The 18,331-nt window shown below is 70.5% G+C and carries 14 protein-coding genes, 1 pseudogene and 1 riboswitch; of the genes and pseudogenes, 9 read left to right on the forward strand and 6 right to left on the reverse strand.

Going from position 1 to position 18,331, the window contains the following annotated elements; all coding sequences use genetic code 11:
• From PCA76_RS00375 to PCA76_RS00385, 3 genes are all read left to right on the forward strand, one after another.
• Positions 1-1,407, forward strand: coding sequence for a serine/threonine-protein kinase (locus PCA76_RS00375; protein ID WP_272614469.1), 1,407 nt, complete (start codon positions 1-3; stop codon positions 1,405-1,407).
• On the forward strand, positions 1,404-3,224 hold the full coding sequence (gene pknB / locus PCA76_RS00380) for a Stk1 family PASTA domain-containing Ser/Thr kinase (protein WP_272614471.1): 1,821 nt from the start codon (positions 1,404-1,406) through the stop codon (positions 3,222-3,224). The genes PCA76_RS00375 and pknB overlap by 4 nt, the downstream gene beginning before the upstream one ends.
• An 84-nt stretch (positions 3,225-3,308) precedes the next feature.
• Positions 3,309-3,941, forward strand: coding sequence for a SanA/YdcF family protein (locus PCA76_RS00385; protein ID WP_272614473.1), 633 nt, complete (start codon positions 3,309-3,311; stop codon positions 3,939-3,941).
• Positions 3,942-3,987: 46 nt separating this feature from the next.
• Here the strand turns inward: PCA76_RS00385 and PCA76_RS00390 are convergent, their stop codons facing one another.
• From PCA76_RS00390 to PCA76_RS00405, 4 genes and pseudogenes are all read right to left on the reverse strand, one after another.
• Complete coding sequence (locus tag PCA76_RS00390; protein WP_272614475.1) at positions 3,988-4,638, reverse strand: aminodeoxychorismate/anthranilate synthase component II; 651 nt, start codon at positions 4,636-4,638, stop codon at positions 3,988-3,990.
• Between the two features lie 2 nt (positions 4,639-4,640).
• Entirely contained in the window at positions 4,641-4,919 is a 279-nt protein-coding gene (locus PCA76_RS00395; protein WP_272614476.1) for a hypothetical protein, read from the reverse strand.
• Between the two features lie 4 nt (positions 4,920-4,923).
• Positions 4,924-6,051: pseudogene (locus tag PCA76_RS00400) on the reverse strand (class E sortase); the annotation flags it as partial.
• A gap of 783 nt (positions 6,052-6,834) precedes the next feature.
• Positions 6,835-7,635 (reverse strand): DUF881 domain-containing protein, encoded by an 801-nt coding sequence (locus tag PCA76_RS00405; RefSeq protein WP_272614478.1) that lies wholly within the window; start codon positions 7,633-7,635, stop codon positions 6,835-6,837.
• Positions 7,636-7,856: 221 nt separating this feature from the next.
• On the opposite strand from PCA76_RS00405, the gene PCA76_RS00410 reads away from it, so the two are divergent.
• The 5 genes from PCA76_RS00410 to PCA76_RS00430 all read left to right on the forward strand — a co-directional run bounded on the left by PCA76_RS00410 (position 7,857) and on the right by PCA76_RS00430 (position 14,129).
• Entirely contained in the window at positions 7,857-8,120 is a 264-nt protein-coding gene (locus PCA76_RS00410; RefSeq protein ID WP_272614479.1) for a cell division protein CrgA, read from the forward strand.
• Between the two features lie 206 nt (positions 8,121-8,326).
• Positions 8,327-10,525, forward strand: a complete 2,199-nt coding sequence (locus tag PCA76_RS00415) for a (Fe-S)-binding protein (RefSeq protein WP_272619813.1) — start codon at positions 8,327-8,329, stop codon at positions 10,523-10,525.
• 103 nt (positions 10,526-10,628) lie between these two features.
• Positions 10,629-11,954, forward strand: a complete 1,326-nt coding sequence (locus PCA76_RS00420; protein WP_272614480.1) for a hemolysin family protein — start codon at positions 10,629-10,631, stop codon at positions 11,952-11,954.
• Positions 11,947-12,948, forward strand: a complete 1,002-nt coding sequence (locus tag PCA76_RS00425) for a hemolysin family protein (RefSeq protein ID WP_272614481.1) — start codon at positions 11,947-11,949, stop codon at positions 12,946-12,948. Before PCA76_RS00420 ends, PCA76_RS00425 begins: the two co-directional genes overlap by 8 nt.
• A gap of 167 nt (positions 12,949-13,115) precedes the next feature.
• Positions 13,116-14,129, forward strand: a complete 1,014-nt coding sequence (locus PCA76_RS00430; protein ID WP_442930187.1) for a C40 family peptidase — start codon at positions 13,116-13,118, stop codon at positions 14,127-14,129.
• A 56-nt stretch (positions 14,130-14,185) separates the two neighbouring features.
• Here PCA76_RS00430 and PCA76_RS00435 read toward each other — a convergent pair whose 3' ends face one another.
• Positions 14,186-16,168 (reverse strand): N-acetylmuramoyl-L-alanine amidase, encoded by a 1,983-nt coding sequence (locus PCA76_RS00435; RefSeq protein WP_272614484.1) that lies wholly within the window; start codon positions 16,166-16,168, stop codon positions 14,186-14,188.
• 234 nt (positions 16,169-16,402) lie between these two features.
• Positions 16,403-16,538, forward strand: a riboswitch (cyclic di-AMP (ydaO/yuaA leader).
• A gap of 12 nt (positions 16,539-16,550) precedes the next feature.
• Here PCA76_RS00435 and PCA76_RS00440 point away from each other — a divergent pair.
• Positions 16,551-17,591 carry a C40 family peptidase gene (locus PCA76_RS00440; RefSeq protein ID WP_272614486.1) on the forward strand — a complete coding sequence of 347 codons (1,041 nt, stop codon included), beginning with the start codon at positions 16,551-16,553 and terminating at the stop codon, positions 17,589-17,591.
• 68 nt (positions 17,592-17,659) lie between these two features.
• Here the strand turns inward: PCA76_RS00440 and dcd are convergent, their stop codons facing one another.
• Positions 17,660-18,238 carry a dCTP deaminase gene (gene dcd, locus PCA76_RS00445; protein ID WP_089018323.1) on the reverse strand — a complete coding sequence of 193 codons (579 nt, stop codon included), beginning with the start codon at positions 18,236-18,238 and terminating at the stop codon, positions 17,660-17,662.
• Positions 18,239-18,331 lie beyond the last annotated feature (93 nt).

Here is an 18,331-nt window from a genome sequence, read left to right on the forward strand (position 1 = left end):
ATGCTCAGCCCCGGCGTCCAGCTCGGCAACCGCTACCGCCTCGACGAGCGGATCGCCAGCGGCGGCATGGGCGACGTCTGGCGCGGCACCGACCAGGTGCTCGGCCGGACGGTCGCGGTGAAGAGCCTGCTCCCCGCGCTGCTGGACGACCCGGACTTCGGCGAGCGGTTCCGCGGCGAGGCCCGCACCATGGCCACCATCAACCACCCTGGCGTGGTGGACGTCTACGACTTCGGCAACGACCAGCAGATCGCGTTCCTGGTCATGGAGTACGTCGAGGGCGACGCCCTGTCGTCCACGCTGAGCCGGGTCGGCCGGCTGACCCCCGCCCGGACGATGGCACTTGTCGCGCAGGCTGCGGACGCGTTGCACGCCGCGCACGAGAAGGGCATCGTGCACCGCGACGTGAAGCCGGGCAACCTGCTGGTCCGGCCGAACGGCACGCTGGTGCTGACCGACTTCGGCATCGCCCGCTCCGACATGGTCGGCCAGCTCACCGCCGCAGGTTCGGTGCTCGGCACCGCCTCGTACATCTCGCCGGAGCAGGCCACCGGCGGCGTGGCCACCCCGGCGTCGGACGTCTATGCGCTCGGTGTGGTCGCCTACCAGTGCCTGGCCGGTCGGCGGCCGTTCGAGGGCGACAATCCCCTCGACATCGCGATGCGACACGTCCGGGAGACACCCCGGCCACTGCCCGCCGACATTCCCCCGCAGGTGCGCGCGCTGGTGGAGCGTGCGTTGGCCAAGGACCCGGCCGCCCGCTGGCCCAGCGCGGCCGCCCTCGCCGGGGTCGCCCGTCAGCTCAAGGCCGTGCTCTCCCAGCAGGCCAGGGCCGGTGGCAACTCCAGCCCTATCTCCGCGGCGCCAGCTTCGCCCGCCGCGCCCGGCCGGGCACAGGTGCCGCAGGCCCACCAACTGCGCCAGCAGCCCGCCCGCCCGCCGGTCGCCAGGCCGACCGCGATCGCACCGGCCCAGCAGCCACGCCCCACCGCTGTCGCGCCGGCCGTCCAGCCCGGCCGGCAGCCGGTCGCACCGACCGGCTACCCGCGCGGTGCCGCAGCGGTGCCGTCGGCGCCGCAGCCCAGGCAGGAACACCCGCCGGCGTACGCCCGGCAGGCCGGCCCGGCGTCGCCGTCACCCGAGCCTCGCCGGTCCCGACCCGGAATGGTGCTTCTCGCCATCCTGCTGGCCATGCTGGTCCTGCTCTGCTCCGGCGTGATTTCCTACAACCTGCGGAAGCAGTCGCAGGCCGGTGAACCCACCGGGCTTGCTGCGCGCACCGTGACGTCCGGCGCGCTACGGCTCGACGAGCGCGACGATCCGACCCGGACGTCGTACCGTCGAGAGGTACGACTCCAGCCGGGCGACGGCGGGACGACGACGAGCGAAGGACGACAGACGCGATGACAGCGCAGGCCCGCCTGCTCGGTGGCAGGTACCAGGTCGGCGAGCTGCTCGGCTACGGCGGCATGGCCGAGGTGCACCGCGGTCGCGATCTCCGGCTCGGTCGGGACGTCGCGATCAAGATGCTCCGCACCGACCTGGCCCGAGACGCGACGTTCCAGATGCGATTCCGTCGGGAGGCGCAGAACGCCGCCTCGCTCAACCACCCGGCGATCGTTGCGGTCTACGACACCGGCGAGGAAACCGCGCCGACCGGCGAGACGCTGCCGTTCATCGTGATGGAGTTCGTCAACGGGCGGACCTTGAAGGAGGTCCTCGGCGCGGAGGGTCGGCTGCAGCCGCGCCGGGCACTGGAGATCTGCGCCGACATGTGCGCGGCACTGGAGTTCAGCCACCGGCACGGCATCATCCACCGGGACATCAAGCCCGGCAACGTGATGCTCACCCAGACCGGCCAGGTCAAGGTGATGGACTTCGGCATCGCCCGCGCGCTGGCCAGCGGCGCGACCACCATGACGCAGACCAGCGCGGTGATCGGCACGGCACAGTACCTGTCCCCGGAGCAGGCGCGCGGCGAGGCCGTCGACGCGCGCTCCGATGTGTACGCCGGCGGCTGCGTGCTCTTCGAACTGGTCTGCGGGCACCCGCCGTTCGTCGGAGACAGCCCCGTCAGCGTCGCCTACCAGCACGTACGGGAGACGCCGCCGACGCCGAGCGACATCAACCCGGATGTCACCCCGGCTATCGACGCGATCGTGTTGAAGGCACTGTCGAAGAACCCGCTCAACCGCTACCAGAGCGCCGGCGAAATGCGTGCCGACCTGCTCCGCGCCGCCGCCGGCCGACCCGTGTTGGCCACTCCGGTGCTGCGCGAGGCGGAGACGGTGGCGATGGCCCCGGCCGGTGGCGGGGGCGGCTACCCAGCTTCTGCCGGTGGACAGCAGACCCGGCAGATCCCGGCCCGGGTGGGCGACCCGCGCCAACGCAAGGCGTCCTCCTTGCTGATCGCGATGTTCAGCGCGGTCGGTGTGCTGGCGGTGATCGCCCTGGTCGCCGCCCTGCTCTGGAGCCAGCAGCAGGGCAAGGCCCAGAAGACGGTGCCCAACCTCACCGGCAAGAGCAGGGACGTTGCGGTCGCCGAGATCCGCAACGCCGGTCTCGCGCCGCAGGTGGGTGATCCGGTGCTGGCAAGCGACTGCACGCCGGGCAACGTCGTCAACCAGAGTCCGGCGCCGACCACCCAGCTGAAGCAGAACAGCACGGTCACCATTCAGGTCTGTGGCGGGAAGCCCGAGATTGCTGTCCCCGCCGGGCTCAAGGGCAGCAAGCGGGAGAGCGCCATCGCCCGGCTCACCGAGGCGAAGCTCACCTACGACATCAAGACGGTGGATGGCGAGGCGAGCCAGGACGAGGTCCTCAGCGTCAACCCGCCGGAGGGGCAGCGCGTCCCCGAGGGCACGAAGGTGACGCTCACGGTCTCAAACGGCAAGGTCCGCGAGGTGCCGGACGTCGTCGGGCTGAGCCAGGAAGAGGCCACCCGCGTCCTCCGGAACGCCGACTTCACGGTTGCCGTGCAGAACGGGCCGGAGGTGCCTGCCGCCGAGGCGGGGAAGGTCACCGATCAGAGCCCGAACGGCAAGGAGAAGAAGCCGAGCGGCACGAAGGTGATCATCAAGGTGAGTCAGCCCGAGCCGGAGACCGACCCGACGCCCACGGTGACGCCGACGGTCACGCCGACGACCACGCCAACCACCCCCGGCAGCGGGGGCGGCGTCGGTCTGCCGTTCCCGCCCCCGCCGACCCGGCTGCCCCAGGATTAGGCCCGCACCGCAGGCAACGGTATGACCGACATGCAGGTGCCTCCTGCCGGGCCGGGGCGGCGATGGTCTCGACGCCTCCGACGCGTGGCCGCCCTGGGCATCGTCGTGCTGCTGCTCGTCAGTCTTCCGTGGCTGTGGACGACGCTCACCGCACGCGGCCACGTGTACTCCGAGGCCGATGCGCCGACCGCCGACGTGGTGATCGTCCTCGGCACCGCCGTGCAGGCCGATCGGCAGCGGCCAGGAAACCGGCTGGCCGGCCGCTTGGAGACCGCCGCCGAGTTGGTGACCAGCGGGCGGGCCAGGGTCGTCCTCGTGTCGGGCGACGGTGGTGGCACGTCGGGTGACGAGCCGGCGGTGATGACGTCGTACCTTTCCGAGCTCGGTGTCGATCCGCGTCGCGTGGTGGCCGACCCGTTCGGCCTGGACACCTACGACAGCTGCGCGCGAGCACGCGAGGTGTACGGCGTCGAGCGAGCCCTGATCGTGACCCAGTCCTATCACCTGTCCCGGGCGGTGACGCTCTGCCGGCATCTCGGCCTCGACGTCGACGGGGTGACCGCCCGCTGCGACGGTTGCGGACCCGTCCTGCTCGCCGAGAAGTCGGTCCGGGACTACTTCGCCAGTGGCAAGGCGGCGTGGGACGCGGTCCGGAACCGCGCGTCAGCGGTCCGCTCGCCCGCGGATCCGGCGATCCAGAACGCACTGCGGGGCTGACCCAGTCGGCACGGATTCCCGGACCCGGTGACCGAGTTGCGGGGCCTCAGGTGGTGGCGAAGGCGGCCCGGCGGCGGGCGTCGACCTCGGCGGCAAGCGCGGGTGCGCGTTCCAGCGCCTCCTGGTGACCGCAACTGGCCAGCCAGTTGGCCAACATCAGGTGGCCGCCCTCGGTGAGCACCGACTCCGGGTGGAACTGAACACCCTCGATGGGCAGCGTCCGGTGCCGCATCGCCATCACCACGCCGGAGCCGGTCCAGCCGGTGACCTCCAGCTCGTCGGGGAGCGTCTCGGGCAGCACGGCGAGTGAGTGGTAGCGGGTGGCGGTGAACGGGTCGGGCAGGCCGGCGAGTACGCCGACCGAGTGGTGCCGTACCTCGGAGGTCTTGCCGTGCAGCAGCTCGGGGGCGCGCGTCACGGTCGCCCCGAACGCCTCGCCGATCGCCTGGTGGCCGAGGCAGACACCGAAGATTGGCAGCTCGCCCGCGTACTTTCGGATGACGTCCAGGCAGATGCCGGCACGGTCGGGACTGCCCGGCCCGGGTGAGAGCAGGATGCCGGCGGCGCCCACCTTGCCCACCTCGGCGACGTCGATCTCGTCGTTGCGGCGGACTTCGCAGTCGACGCCGAGCTGGCCGAGATATTGCACGAGGTTGAAGACGAACGAGTCGTAGTTGTCGATCACCAGGACGCGCATGGTCACCTGCTCGGGGAGGGCGGCGCGGGGTTGTTCTGGTCGGTGTCGTACGGCAGTTCGTGCTCTTCGCCGGCCGGGGTTTCCTCGGTCACCGGGCCGCCGTTGCCCGATTCTGCGGGGACGCCGGACTCGACCTGCACGTCGTCGAAGGGCAGAAGAGGTTCCGCCCACGGAAAGGCGACATACCAGAGCAGGGCCACCGTGGCGACCACGAGCAGCATCGAGCCGGCCAGCTTTCCGGCCAGGCCGAACGGCAGCTTGCGCCAGATGAACGCGTACATCAGGTCAGCCTCCCAGCTCCGCTGGACGGCCTGCCGACTTGGGTTGGGTGCGGTCCAGTTCGGCGTGAATGATCAGGCGCTGGTAGTTGTCGAACTTCGGGTTGCACGTGGTCAGGGTGAGCATCCGCTTGGACGGCTTCTTGTCCGGCTCGCCGGGCACCGGCGCCACCACTTCGACCTGGGTCGGCTTGACGATCCGTGACTGCGACACCAGGTAGACGTACCAGTCGGTCTTGCTTTCGACCACGATCGCGTCGCCCTCGCTGAGCTCGTCCAGCCGCCAGAAGGTGGCCCGGTTGCGGTGGCCGGCGACGGAGAAGTTGCCCACCTGGCCGGGCAGCGCGCTGGTCGGGTAGTGGCCCGGGGCGTAGCGGATGTCGGCCTGGGTGACGCCCTCGACCACGACCCAGTTCTTGTCGAGCTTGGGGATGTAGAGGCCCGCGAGCGGCTTGCCGTGTACCGGTGGGGACGGCTTGACGCTCGGCCCGGCCGATGGGGCGACCGTCGGGTCGTCGGCCGGACCCCACTCCCGAGCCAACTCGTTGGTGAGGTCGTTCTGGTGGGCGTCGACGATGGCCGACTTGCCCCAGACCTCGTAGCCGGCGAAGAGCAAGACCACCAGGCCGAAAGTGATCAGAACCTCGCCGGTGATGCGAACGCCGGTGCGCAGTCGCGAGCCGAGCGACGGGCGGGTGAGCTCGGAGTAGACGCTCTTGTAGCCCTCGCCGGTCTGGTGCGGCCGGAGTTGGACCACCCGCTCGCCCCGGCGAGGTTGGGGAGGTTCGGTGGGGTTGTCGCCGCCACCGGTCGGCTCGTCGGGGACCGCCGTGCGGGGGACGGCACCCATCAGCGCTGTCATGTCCGCAGTTGGCGGCCTGCTGGCGGGTGTCGCGGGCACGGCGGGAATCAACGCGGTCGCCGCAGGGTCGGCGGAGCGATCCGCTCCAGCGGGAGAGACACGGCCCGGCCCGGCCAGAGAGGAACGGTCCTGCCCGGCCGGCGCGGCGCGGTCGGGGGCGGCCGGTGAGACCGGGGCGGCTGGGGATCCGGCCGGGCGCGGAGGCCTGGCGGCGAGCTGGGGTATGAACGCGGTCGGCGAGTCGACCACCGGCGGAGTCGAGGGCCCGGACGGGACCGGCCGACTGGGCGTCCCGGAGGTCGTGGGCCGGGTCGGCATCTCACCTGGCATGCCCGGCCGGGTCGGCATCTCACCTGGCGCGGCGGGGCGGCTCGGCATCCCGCCGGGCGTGCCCAGGCCGGTCGGTGCCCCACCGGGCGTGCCCGGGCGGGTTGGGGTGGCACCCGGCGCGCCGGGTGCCGGCGGTGGGGTGGGCGCGGCCCCAGGCGCGGCCGGTCGGGTGGACGACGCACTGGGCGCGGGGGCCGGGTCGGGGCGTTGCCGGGGGCAGCGGGCCGAACCGGACCCTGGTTGTTCGCGGTCGGCCGGCCGTGGGCGGCCGCAGGGGAGGGCCGGACCTTCCGGCCGGGCCCTGGCCGGGAGCGGCAGTGCCGGGCCAGGGCGGCGGGGCTTCGACACTCGGAGGGCCCGAGGTGTGGGTCGGGTCGGGTCGGCCGGCGCTCGGCCGCGCCGGGTGTTCGGGCCGCGCAGGGTGCTCGGTGCGGCCCGGCGGCGGCACGGTCGCCCGGTCGTTCTGAAGCGGCTCAGGGGTGCGGAGAGGACCAGGGCCGCGGAGAGGACCAGCGGTGTGCGGAGGCTCGGCCGCGCGGGGAGGGCCCGGGGTCGCCGCCGGCGGGCGCGACACACCAGGCCGGGCGGGCAGCACCGGCTCGGGCCAGTTGCCGGCTTGGGTCGGTCGCGCGGGTGTCGGCTCGGGGCGGTCGACCTTGGGCAGGAAGGCGGTGGGCTCGTCGGTCTGATCCCGGTGTCGCCCGTCGCGATGCTCGTCCGGCCCGCTCATTCAGGCACCGTAGCCGAGCGCAGGGCGGTCGAGTCCTCGAATGCTGGGACTCGCACCGTAGAGGTCGTCTCCTTGTAGCCGAGCTGGTAGTCGTCGACCGCGTCCTTGAACCACTGGACTCCCTCAGAGCTGGCGAGGGCCTGCTGGAGGGCAGCGGGATCGCCGATCGCTACGATCTTGAACGGTGGGGAGTACACCCGGCCATGGAGCAGCAGGGTGTTACCGACGCAGCGTACCGCGCTGGTCGCGAGCACACGGACGTTCATGATTGACATGGCCTCCGCTCCGCCGGCCCAGAGGGCATTGACCACGGCCTGCACGTCACCCTGATGCACCACCAGGTCGTCGTTGCTGGCGTCCGACTGGGTCTGGTCGAGTTGTGGCGCGTCGTTCAGCTCGACCGTGACCCCGGGGCCGGTGAGCGCAGTGAACCCGGCGGTCTGGAGGCTGCCCTGGGCGCGATTCTGCTGATCCTTGATCGGGGCGTCCGAGTCGGCCAGCGTGTTGGTCCGGTCCTCGACCTCACCGCGCAGTGTGGCGGCACGTCGTTCGCTCGCCGCCACCTGCTCGCGACGGTCCTCGATGAGCTGGTTGAGCTGGGGCCGCCGGTCCTCGCGCAGAGCGGTGCCGTCGGCGGTGGTCGCGGTGGTGGTGAAGAGCAGTCCCGCCGCGGCGGCGATCAGGGGCACCCCGATCGACCAGCCCGGTCGGCGTTGACGCGGTCGCCGGGGCAGCAGCCCGGCGGCGGCCCGTCGGAGGACCTTCTGCCAGGAGGTTGCGCCGGATGTGTACTCCACCGAGCGTTCCTTCCGCGTATCGGGGATCGTTCCGCCCCGGCCGGGCCGGTGATGCGAACAGTCCCACCTATTTCGGTCACTCCGTGCACCGGCCTGACCCCATTCGTGGTCCGGGCGGGCAATCGGGACTACGCTAGCTGTCGAGCATTATTGGCCATGGACCGTCGTCTCCGCGCCCGGTTGTCAGGCCGGACGAGGTCGTCACCCCTCTGGAGAGCGTCGTGCCCAAGTCTCAGGTTCGTAAGAAGAAGGTGTACACCCCGCCGACGGATGTCCGTCCGACGACGGCGTCGTCGACGCGCAAGCCTAGCCCGGTGTGGTTGCCGATCACCGCGGTCGCCTTGATCGTCGCTGGGATCGGCTGGCTGGTGCTCTACTACCTGTCCGAGCAGCAGTACCCGGTCATGGCGTGGGGTTACTGGAACCTCGCGGTCGGCTTCGGAGCGATGGTCGCTTCGCTGGCGTTGCTCTCCCGCTGGCGCTGAGCCTGCTCGGCCGTCGCATCGGCGGTTCCGCGTCACCTCACCGAGCCCCTGCCCGGCAGGATCGGGCGGGGCACCCTATGGTGTCCGCAGGCAGCGTGGCCTACTGCGAGATGACTCACGTTACTGCTGGGTAACCTTCGCGTAGGCTGCACTGCATGACCGAGCAGGGCGAGGTCATCAGGCAGCAGACCGGGGAGGCCAACTCGATGGGCAGCGTCCAGATCGTCACCACGATCCTCGCGGCCGCCATCACCGCTGTGGCGGTGTGGCTTGCGGTGCGTGCGGTCCTGAAGATGGTGGCAGTCATCCGGCTCGGGCAGCCCGCGCCGGAGCGGTTCGCCGACAAGGTCACTCGCGCCAGGACCATGCTGGTGGAGACTGCCGGCCACACCCGGATGCTCAAGTGGGGCGTGGTGGGTGCCGCGCACTGGTTCGTGATGGTCGGCTTCGTCGTGCTGTCGCTGCTGGTGCTCGAGGCGTACTTCGAGGTGGTCACCACGGGCGGTGGCCTGCCGATCATCGGGCACTGGACGATCTTCGGCCTGGTTACCGAGATCATCGGGGTGCTGGGTCTGGTGGGAATCCTGGTGCTGATGGCGATCCGGCTCCGCAACCGGCCGTCCCGGCCGGGTGGGCGGTCCCGGTTCACCGGCTCGACCATGTGGCAGGGCTACTTCGTCGAGTGGATCGTGCTGCTGGTCCTGATCTTCGGGTTCGTGATCCGGGGCTTCAAGGTCGCCACCGACCACTTCGAGTTCCCGTTCTGGGCCACTCCGGTCAGTCACGCCGTCGGTGCGGTGCTGCCGGCCTGGGAGGACGGGGTCAGCGTCGCCGCGGCCATCAAGATCGTCATCTCGATGACCTGGCTGATCGTCATCTCCCTGAACGTCACCATGGGCGTCGCCTGGCACCGCTTCCTGGCGTTCCCCAACATCTTCTTCAAGCGCGAGCCGGCCCGGCCCGCCGGCTCCGGCCTCGGCGCGCTGCGCCCGATGACGAGTCAGGGCAAGCCGCTCGACTTCGAGGAGGCCGACCCGGAGAAGGACCAGTTCGGCGTCGCCCACGTCGAGCAGTTCAGCTGGAAGGGCCTCCTGGATTTCAGCACCTGCACCGAGTGCGGTCGCTGCCAGTCGCAGTGCCCCGCCTGGAACACCGGCAAGCCGTTGTCGCCCAAGCTGCTCGTGCTGAGCCTGCGGGACCACGCGTACGCCAAGGCGCCCTACCTGCTGGCCGGCGGCGGCAAGGACCTGACCGGCGAGGAGAAGGCCACCCAGGCTCAGCTCGCCCACCTGGACGTCCTGGCCCTGGCCGAGGCCGACAAGCCGTTGATCGGCACCGCCGAGGAGGGCGGTGTCATCGACCCCGACGTGCTCTGGTCCTGCACCACCTGCGGCGCCTGTGTCGAGCAGTGCCCGGTGGACATCGAGCACGTGGACCACATCGTCGACATGCGCCGCTACCAGGTGCTGATCGAGTCGAGCTTCCCCTCCGAGGCCGGCGTGATGCTGCGCAACCTGGAGAACAAGGGCAACCCGTGGGGTGCCCCGCCGAACACCCGCGAAGACTGGACCAAGGGCCTGGACTTCGAGGTGCCCCGGGTCGGCGAGGTGGACGACTTCGAGTACCTGTTCTGGGTCGGCTGCGCCGGTGCGTTCGAGGACCGGGCCAAGAAGACCACCCGCGCGGTGGCCACGCTGCTCAACGAGGCGGGCGTGAAGTTCGCGATCCTGGGCGAGGGCGAGACCTGCTCCGGCGACCCGGCGCGGCGGATCGGCAACGAGTTCGTCTTCCAGATGCTCGCCCAGCAGAACGTGGAGACGCTGAACGAGGCGTTCGAGGGCCGGGACAAGGCCAAGCGCAAGATCGTCGCGACCTGCCCGCACTGCTTCAACACCCTGGGCAACGAGTACGGCGAACTCGGCGGCGATTTCGAGGTCGTCCACCACACCCAGCTGCTGGCCCACCTGGTCGCCACCGGCAAGCTCACCCCGGTGCAGCCGGTCGACGGTGGCGTCACCTACCACGACCCCTGCTACCTGGGTCGGCACAACCGGGTCTTCGCGGCTCCCCGTGAGGTCCTTGGTGACGCCATCGAGGGCGAGCTCACCGAGATGCCACGTAACAGCGAGCGCTCCTTCTGCTGTGGCGCCGGCGGTGCCCGGATGTGGATGGAAGAGAAGATCGGCAAGCGGATCAACGTGGACCGGGTCGAGGAGGCCATGGCCACCGGGGCGAAGACGGTCGCCGTCGGTTGCCCGTTCTGCTCGACGATGCTCAGCGACGGGGTCAACGGCAAGGGGGCCGGGGAGCAGGTCGAGGTCATCGACGTGGCCACGGTGCTGCTCCGCTCGGTCAAGCCGGAGCAGCCGCAGGCCGGCAAGGAGACCGCGCCGATCGGCGGCTGAGCCGCGTACACCTGGGATCTGAACATCGACGGCGGCGGCCCCCAAGGGCCGCCGCCGTCGTGCAAGAATCTCGCCGAGGTGAGGCGACATCGACGGCCTACTCTTGACGACGTTGTTGCCCCTGGTCGGCTTCGTTGCGCTGACCGCGGGCAACGCGTTCTTCGTCGCGGCCGAGTTCGCCCTGGTCACGGTCGACCGCGCGGAGATCGACCGGCGGGCCGCCGCGGGCGACCAGGCCGCCCTGACGGTACGCACAGCGCTGCGCGAACTCTCCTTCCAGCTCTCCGGGGCGCAGCTCGGCATCACCATCACCGCGCTGCTCACCGGCTACCTGGCCGAGCCGGCCCTGGCCCGGATCTTCGCCCCGCTGCTGCGCCCGATGGTCGGGGACAGCACCGAGCGGTTCACCCCGTTCCTCGCGTTGGCCCTGGCCACACTGATCTCCATGCTCTTCGGTGAGTTGGTGCCGAAGAACGCGGCGTTGGCCCGGCCCATGCCGGCGGCGCTCGCCACGGCCGGCCCGATGCACACCTTCTCCCGGACGTTCGGCTGGGTGATCCGGGGCTTGAACGGCTCGGCGAACCGGCTGGTCCGGGCGCTCGGCGTGGAGCCGCAGGAGGAACTGGCCAGTGCCCGCTCCCCGGAGGAGCTGGGCCTACTGGCGGCCATCTCGGCCCGGGCCGGCGCGTTGCCGACGGACACCGCGATGCTGCTGCGCCGCACCATCCGGTTCGGCGACAAGCGAGCCGCTGAGGCGATGACCCCCCGGGTGGACGTGGTCGCGCTGCGCGTCACGGCCACCGTGGCCGAGCTGCTCGAGGCGTCCCGGCAGACCGGGCGGACCCGCTTTCCGGTGTACGAGGAGACCCTGGACCTGGTGACCGGCGTGGCCGGTGTGCCCGACGCGCTGGGCGTGCCGCTGGCCGACCGGGCGTCCACAATGGTCGGCTCGGTGGCCCGCGAACCGGTGTACGTGCCGGAGAGCTTGAACCTGGACGGCGTGCTGGCCGCGTTGAAGGCGGCTGGCGCGGACCTGGCCATCGTGGTCGACGAGTACGGCGGCACGGACGGGGTCGTGACGATCGAGGACCTCGTCGAGGAGTTGGTCGGGGAGATCGCCGACGAGTTCGACCCGGCGAGCGTGGACGACGCCGGTCCGGCCGAGCTGACCGTGCCCGGCGGCGAGCGCACCGTGCTGGTCGACGGGGTGCTGCGCTCCGACGAGTTGGCCGAGCAGACCGGTTTCCGGCTGCCTGAGGGGCCGTACGAGACGTTGGCCGGGTTCCTGATGGCCCGGCTCGGGCACATCCCGCTGGCCGGCGAGACAGTCGAGGCGGGCGGCTGGGAGTTCACCGTGGTGGAGGTGGAGCGGCACCGGATCGAGCAGGTCCGGGTGTTGCGCCCGGCGGAGCCGGACCACGATGACTGAGCTGCTGGTGACCGTGCTGCTGCTGCTCGGCAACGGGTTCTTCGTGGGCAGCGAGTTCGCGCTCATCGCGTCGCGCCGGACGGTGATCGAGCCGCTGGCCGCCGGATCGAAGCGTGCCCGGTGGGCGTTGTCGGCGATGAACCAGATCCCGTTGATGATCGCTGGCGCGCAGCTCGGCATCACGGTCTGTTCGCTGGGTCTAGGCGCGATTGCCGAGCCGGCGCTGGCCCATCTGCTGGAGCCGCCGTTCCACGCGGCCGGCCTGCCCGAGCGGGCGGTGCACCCGGTGGCGTTCGTGCTGGCACTGGGCGTGGTGGTCTTTCTGCACACGGTCGTCGGCGAGATGGTGCCGAAGAACATCACGCTGGCCGGTCCGGAGGTCTCCGCACTCTGGCTCGGCCCGGCGATGCTGGCGTTCTGTGTGGCCACCAAGCCACTGCTCATCGCGATGAAGTGGGCAGCCCGCCGGGTGCTCGCGTTGTGGCGGATCGAGGCGTCCGAGTCGGTGAAGACGGTGTTCACCGCCGAGGAGTTGGCCGGGCTTGTCTCCCAGGCGCGTACCGAGGGTCTGCTCGACGAGGAGCAGCACGTTCGGATCACCGGTGCCCTGGCCCTGCACACCCGCACGGCGGCGGACGCGCTGCAACCGTGGTCGACGGTGGTGACGGTGGCCGAGGACGTCTCGCCGGCGTCGCTGGAGGTGTTGGCGACCCGCACCGGCCGGTCCCGGTTTCCGGTGGTGCAGCGGTCGACTCGTCGGGTGCTCGGGTTCGTGCACGTCAAGGACGTTCTCGGGTACGCCGGACAGGGTCGCCGCGCGCCGGTGCCGGCCCGGGTCTACCGGCCGCTGGCGGTGGTGCCGCCGGAGCGTACGCTCGCCGATCTGCTGCTGGCCATGCGCCGCGAACGGCGGCACATGGTGCTGGTCAGCGACGGCCGGCGCCCTCTCGGTGTGGTCACACTCGATGACGTATTGACCGCAATCGTTGGGTGATGGACCAATACCCTTGGTGTGCAAGCAGTTGCACGACAGTGATGGTTGTTCTGCTCACCTTGATTACCGCCCCGACCTTCCCTAATGTGAGGCACCGACCGCTGTGGGTCGTCTGCCTCGGCCCTTCCCTCACGCGAGGCGCCCGGCGGTCGGTTGCAAAGGAGTCGGTGCCGGTGGCAATCATGCCCCCTCATCGTCACGACCTGAACTCGTCTGCTCGGTCGGGTGGGCTGCGCCGCGTCGCCCATCGTCTACTCGTCCTGGTCGCCGCCGCGACGGTCGGTGCCGGTCTGCTGGCCGCGCCGGCACACGCCGAACCCACGGTCGACGAGATCGAGGCGCAGATCGACAAGAAGTGGGAGCAGTTGGAGCCCACCATCGAGCAGTACAACAAGGTCCGGGCGCAGTTGAAGGTCAACCGGAAGAAGTCGACGGACCTGCAGAAGAAGATCGAGCCGCTGGCGCTGCAGAGCGAGCTGGCGCTCAACCGGGTCGGCGACCTCGCCTCCCGCTACTACATCTCGGGTCCGTCGCACGACATCGGCGCACTGCTCGTCAGCGCCAAGCCGGACACGCTCACCGAGCAGCTCACCCTCCTCGACCGCCTGGCCGCGCAGGAGCGCAAGGAGGTCGCGGGCGTCCTGGCCGTACGGGACAAGTACGACGGCGAGAAGCAGAAGCTGGACGCGCTGATCGTCACCCAGACCAAGCAGCAGAACGAGCTGGCGGCCAAGAAGAAGCAGATCGACGTCGAGATCAAGCAGCTCGAGGCGTCGATGCCCAAGACCACGGTCGTGACCGCGGCCTGCCCGACCATCAACGGGGTGGTGAGCGCGGCCGCCCGTACCGCGATCAGGACCGCCTGCGGGAAGGTCGGAAAGCCGTACGTCTGGGGTGCCACCGGCCCGAACTCGTTCGACTGCTCGGGGTTGACCCAGTACGCCTACAAGGCGGCCGGCATCAGCCTCACCCACCACACCGGTGACCAGTGGAACGAGGGCAAGGCCGTCTCACGAGCCGACGCCCGCCCCGGTGACCTGGTCTTCTTCTTCTCCGGCCTGAGTCATGTCGGGCTGTATCTGGGCAACAACCAGATGGTGCACGCCCCCCGGGCTGGCAAACCGGTGCAGGTGTCCAGCATCAACACCATGCCGATCGCCGGTTTCCGCAGACCTGGCTGATCCCCACAGGCACGACGAAGGCCCCCGGTCATCCGACCGGGGGCCTTCGTGGTCTCTCAGCGGGGCGCGCCCACCGGGGACGGCAGTAACTGCACGTCGGCCAGGTCGACGTACATGATGCGGTGGCCGAACTGGATCTGCGCGTACCGGTTCTTGCCGCGGATCACCGTCCAGTCGCCGGGTGAGGAGCCGTCGAACGTGCTGGCCCGGTAGTACTCACCGGCCAGCACCGCGCCGACGCTGTACCGCTGCCCGGCGGCCAGGGTGTACTGCAGGGGCGAGATCGCCTGGTAGGGCACCCCGGCCGGGTAGGCCGCCTGCTCCGGGTACGCCCGCCCGTACACCGGGATCGTGGCCCGTCCGGGCTTCGGGGTGGCCACCACGCCGACGGTCCAACTGGCGGTCGGCGCGGACGCCGGGTTGTGGAACCACGCCTGTTGCCCCAGGTACCAGATGGACGTCCAGTCACCCTGCCGGCCGGCCAGCGCGTACGTCTGGCCGGCGGAGGCCCGGGCGCCGTGATCCGACACCTCCATGGTGTTCGGGGTGCCGTCGGGGCGGAGCGCGATGTCGTTCACCAGTGGCGCGTCCGCGGACGGTGCGGAGTGCAGCACCACCGACGAGGATCCGCGCGGCGTGCACGGCACGGCAGGGGTGACGCATCCGATGAACGCCGGCTGGTTGGTGGCGTAGTCCGGGTCGATCCGGACCAGCCCGGTGGCCGGGGTGCCGGTGTCCAGTCGCGGCGCGTGCAGCAGGTCGAAGTAGTGCGTCCAGTCCCAGTACGGTCCCGGGTCCCAGTGCATTCCCCGTACGGTCGATGCGACGGTGCCGGGCACGTTGTCGTGGCCGATGATGTGTTGGCGGTCCAGCGGGATGCCCAGCCGCAGCGCGAGGTGCCGGACCAGCTTCGCCGAGGTCCGGTACATCGCCTCGGTGTACCAGGTGCCCTGCGCGGCGAAGCCCTCGTGTTCCAGCCCGATCGACTTGGCGTTGACGTACCAGTTTCCGGCGTGCCAGCCGACGTCCTTGGTCTTCACGTGCTGGGCGATGTGCCCGTCCACCGAGCGCAGCGAGTAGTGCCAGCTCACGTAGGTCGGGTCCTGGACGAGTTTCAGGGTGGTCGCCCAACTCGCCTCGGTGTCGTGGATGACGATGTACTCGATCTTCTGCCGCGCGGGCCGGTCGGAGAGGTCGTGGTTGCCGTAGTCCCCGTCGCCGAACGCCTCGTAGGGGGCGGGGATCCACTCACAGGAGATGGTGCGAGGGCACTCCAGTCCGTCCGGGCGGGCCAGACGGCGCAGGCCCAGCCGGTCCAGCCAGGAACGCTCCGGCTGTACCGCGCGGGCCGGCAGCGTGATCCGCTGGCCGTCGTCGGTCACCCGGGACTCGCCGGCGCTGATCGTGGTGAAGACCTCGTCGGCGAAGGCCGCTGCGGCATCGGCGCTGTCCGCGCCGGCGTAGTGGGCCACCGCGCCATACCAGGCGGCCGGGTCGGTGCCGGCGCCAACCGGAGCGCCCAACTCCCGCTGGTACGCGGCGAGCAGCGCCGCCCCGCCCCGGATGTTGACGTACGCGTCGGTGCGCAGCGCCTCGGGTGCCGCGCCGGTCAGCGCGGCGGCGGCGTCCACGGTTTGCAACGCGGCGGTGGGCGGCGCGGGGTCTTCGGCCTGCCGAGGCGCGGGCGCCAGGGCGGGTCGGGAGTCGTCGCCACGCGGGTCCTCGGCGGCGGTGTCGTGGTGGCCGCGCTCAGGCAGGGCGACCACGTGGCGGGCGTCGGTCAGGTGCATCGGGCCGTAGCCGCCGCTGGTGCTCGGTGTGCCGGCGTTGCTGTCCCAGCGGGACTCCAGGTAGGAGACGCCGAGCAGCACACCGGTCGGCACGCCGTACTCCGCTGCCGCCGCGGCGTACTGCTGCTGGCGGTCGGCGGTGGGTGCGGCGGCGGCAGCGCCGGCGGGTAGCGGTACCGCGGTCGCTGCGGCGACCACGGCGGCGGTGAGCAGTGCACGCCGCCGGAGGGACAGGGTTGGACGGTGCATCGAACCCCCTAAATTTCACGGATGAAGGTGAGGTCACCTTCGCGCCGCCCGGGAGTCTGCGTCAATAGCTTTCCATGTCTCGACGCGTTACGAAAGAAATCTTCGCGTACAGCCTGTGACGCTCCCTGATCGGTACGGAGTGTCACGGCCGCACGGGTTGCGGATCGGTAACAGGCGTCTCTACTCTGGTCATTCGTCGGCCCGATATCAGTTCCGCCCAGCCCGGGCGGTAACGGACCGACACCGCCGAGTCGTTTCCGAGCGAACCGGGGACCCAGGTCCCTCGGGGTGAATCCGCAGCCACTGCGGTAGGGCGCCGACTTCCCGCCCGAACCCGTCAGCTAACCCGGTAGGCGGTCAGGAAGAAGGAGTACGGAACCCGGTGGCACTCCATGCCCCGCGGCCGTCGTACGAGCGGCCGGCAGCAGCCGGCCCGACGTCGATCACGCCGCGCTCACGCTGGTCCCGCTTCACCACCGCTGTCGCCGCGCTGGCCGGCGTCGCCGTCGTCCTGACGGGCAGCGCCACGGCGGCCCACGCCGACCCGTCCGTCGCCGAGATCGAGCGCCAGATCGACGCCGACTGGAACAAGCTCGAACCAGTCATCGAACGGCACAACGCCACCCGCGCCGACCTCGCCGCCAAGCGCAAGCAGGCGGACGCGCTGGCCGCACGCATCGGCCCGCTGGAGCGTCAGGTCGACGCCGCGATGAACAAGGTCAGCGCGCTGGCCGTGCGCGCGTACAAGGGCGAGAACGTTTTGACCGTCAACGCGGTGCTGGGCAGCCGGTCACCCAGCGAGGCGGTTAGCCAGCTCGAGATGCTCGACCGGTTCGCGCACAACCAGCAGCAGGACGTACGGCAGGTGGCCGACCTCCGCGATGAGCTGGCCAAGCAGAAGGCGCCGCTGGACGAGATGGTGGCCCAGCTGACCCTCACCGAGGCCCAGTTGGCGGCAAAGAAGAAGCAGATCAACGAGGAAATCGACCGGCTGCAGAAGCTGCGCATCAAGGTGTACGGCAACGGTGGCGGCGGTTCGCTGCGCCCGGCTCCCTGCCCCGGCAGCTATCCCGGTGGCGCTGCGGGCACGGCGGTCAAGTTCGCCTGCGCGCAGATCGGCAAGCCCTACGTCTGGGGTGCCGAGGGCCCGAACTCGTACGACTGCTCCGGGCTGATGCTGGCCGCCTGGGCGAAGGCCGGTGTGTCTCTGCCGCACAACGCCGCCGCGCAGAGCCGCGTCACCAAGAACGTCAGCAAGGCCGACCTGCGCCCCGGCGACCTGGTCTTCTACTACAGCGACATCCACCACGTCGGCATGTACGTCGGCAATGGCTGGGTGGTGCACGCCTCGCAGGCCGGTCAACCGGTCAAGATGAAGAAGGTCGACGACGGCCCGATCCACAGCTACGGCCGCCCAGGCTGATCAAGGGTGACCGAAGGGCCCGTCGCGATTCCTCGCGGCGGGCCCTCGTCGTCTGTCTGTCGTACCGCTCAGCGGGTGGGCCAGGTGCGCCAGTGCTGCCAGGCGCGGCTCGGCGTCGGCCCTCGCTGGCCCTGGTAGCGCGATCCGTAGACCACCGAGCCGTACGGGTGCTCGGCCGGCGAGGAGAGCCGGAAGATGCAGAGCTGCCCGATCTTCATGCCGGGCCAGAGGGTGATCGGCAGGTTCGCCACGTTCGAGAGCTCCAGCGTGACGTGACCGGAGAAGCCCGGGTCGATGAAGCCGGCGGTGGAGTGCGTGAGCAGACCGAGCCGGCCCAGTGAGCTCTTCCCTTCGAGCCGGCCGGCGAGCTGGTCGCCCAGCGAGATGACCTCCAGCGTCGAGGCGAGCACGAACTCCCCCGGGTGCAGCACGAACGGCTCACCGTCGGGCACCTCGACCACCGAGGTCAGGTCGTCCTGCTGCATGGCCGGGTCGATGTGTGTGTAGAGGTGGTTGTTGAACACCCGGAACAGCCGGTCGAGTCGCACGTCGATGCTGGACGGTTGGACCAGGGTGGGCTCGAACGGCTCCAGGCCCAGCGTGCCGGCCTTGATCTCGGAGACCAGGTCGCGGTCGGAGAGCAGCATCGGACCACCATAGCGGCGGCACCCAAAGCCGTAGGATTCGGTGGCCGGTGACCAGCGCGTCGAGGTCGCCGCTCGTACATTTGTTCGATAGAA

The organism is Micromonospora sp. LH3U1 (assembly GCF_028475105.1).
Taxonomy (GTDB): Bacteria; Actinomycetota; Actinomycetes; order Mycobacteriales; family Micromonosporaceae; genus Micromonospora.

Bases quoted from the DNA above. Each gene is read 5' to 3' on its own strand.
- PCA76_RS00395 (WP_272614476.1), bottom strand. From the start codon at position 4,919: ATGTACGCGTTCATCTGGCGCAAGCTGCCGTTCGGCCTGGCCGGAAAG.
- PCA76_RS00375 (WP_272614469.1), top strand. From the start codon at position 1: ATGCTCAGCCCCGGCGTCCAGCTCGGCAACCGCTACCGCCTCGACGAG.
- dcd (WP_089018323.1), bottom strand. From the start codon at position 18,238: ATGCTGCTCTCCGACCGCGACCTGGTCTCCGAGATCAAGGCCGGCACG.
- PCA76_RS00435 (WP_272614484.1), bottom strand. From the start codon at position 16,168: ATGCACCGTCCAACCCTGTCCCTCCGGCGGCGTGCACTGCTCACCGCC.
- PCA76_RS00425 (WP_272614481.1), top strand. From the start codon at position 11,947: ATGACTGAGCTGCTGGTGACCGTGCTGCTGCTGCTCGGCAACGGGTTC.
- pknB (WP_272614471.1), top strand. From the start codon at position 1,404: ATGACAGCGCAGGCCCGCCTGCTCGGTGGCAGGTACCAGGTCGGCGAG.
- PCA76_RS00415 (WP_272619813.1), top strand. From the start codon at position 8,327: ATGGGCAGCGTCCAGATCGTCACCACGATCCTCGCGGCCGCCATCACC.
- PCA76_RS00390 (WP_272614475.1), bottom strand. From the start codon at position 4,638: ATGCGCGTCCTGGTGATCGACAACTACGACTCGTTCGTCTTCAACCTC.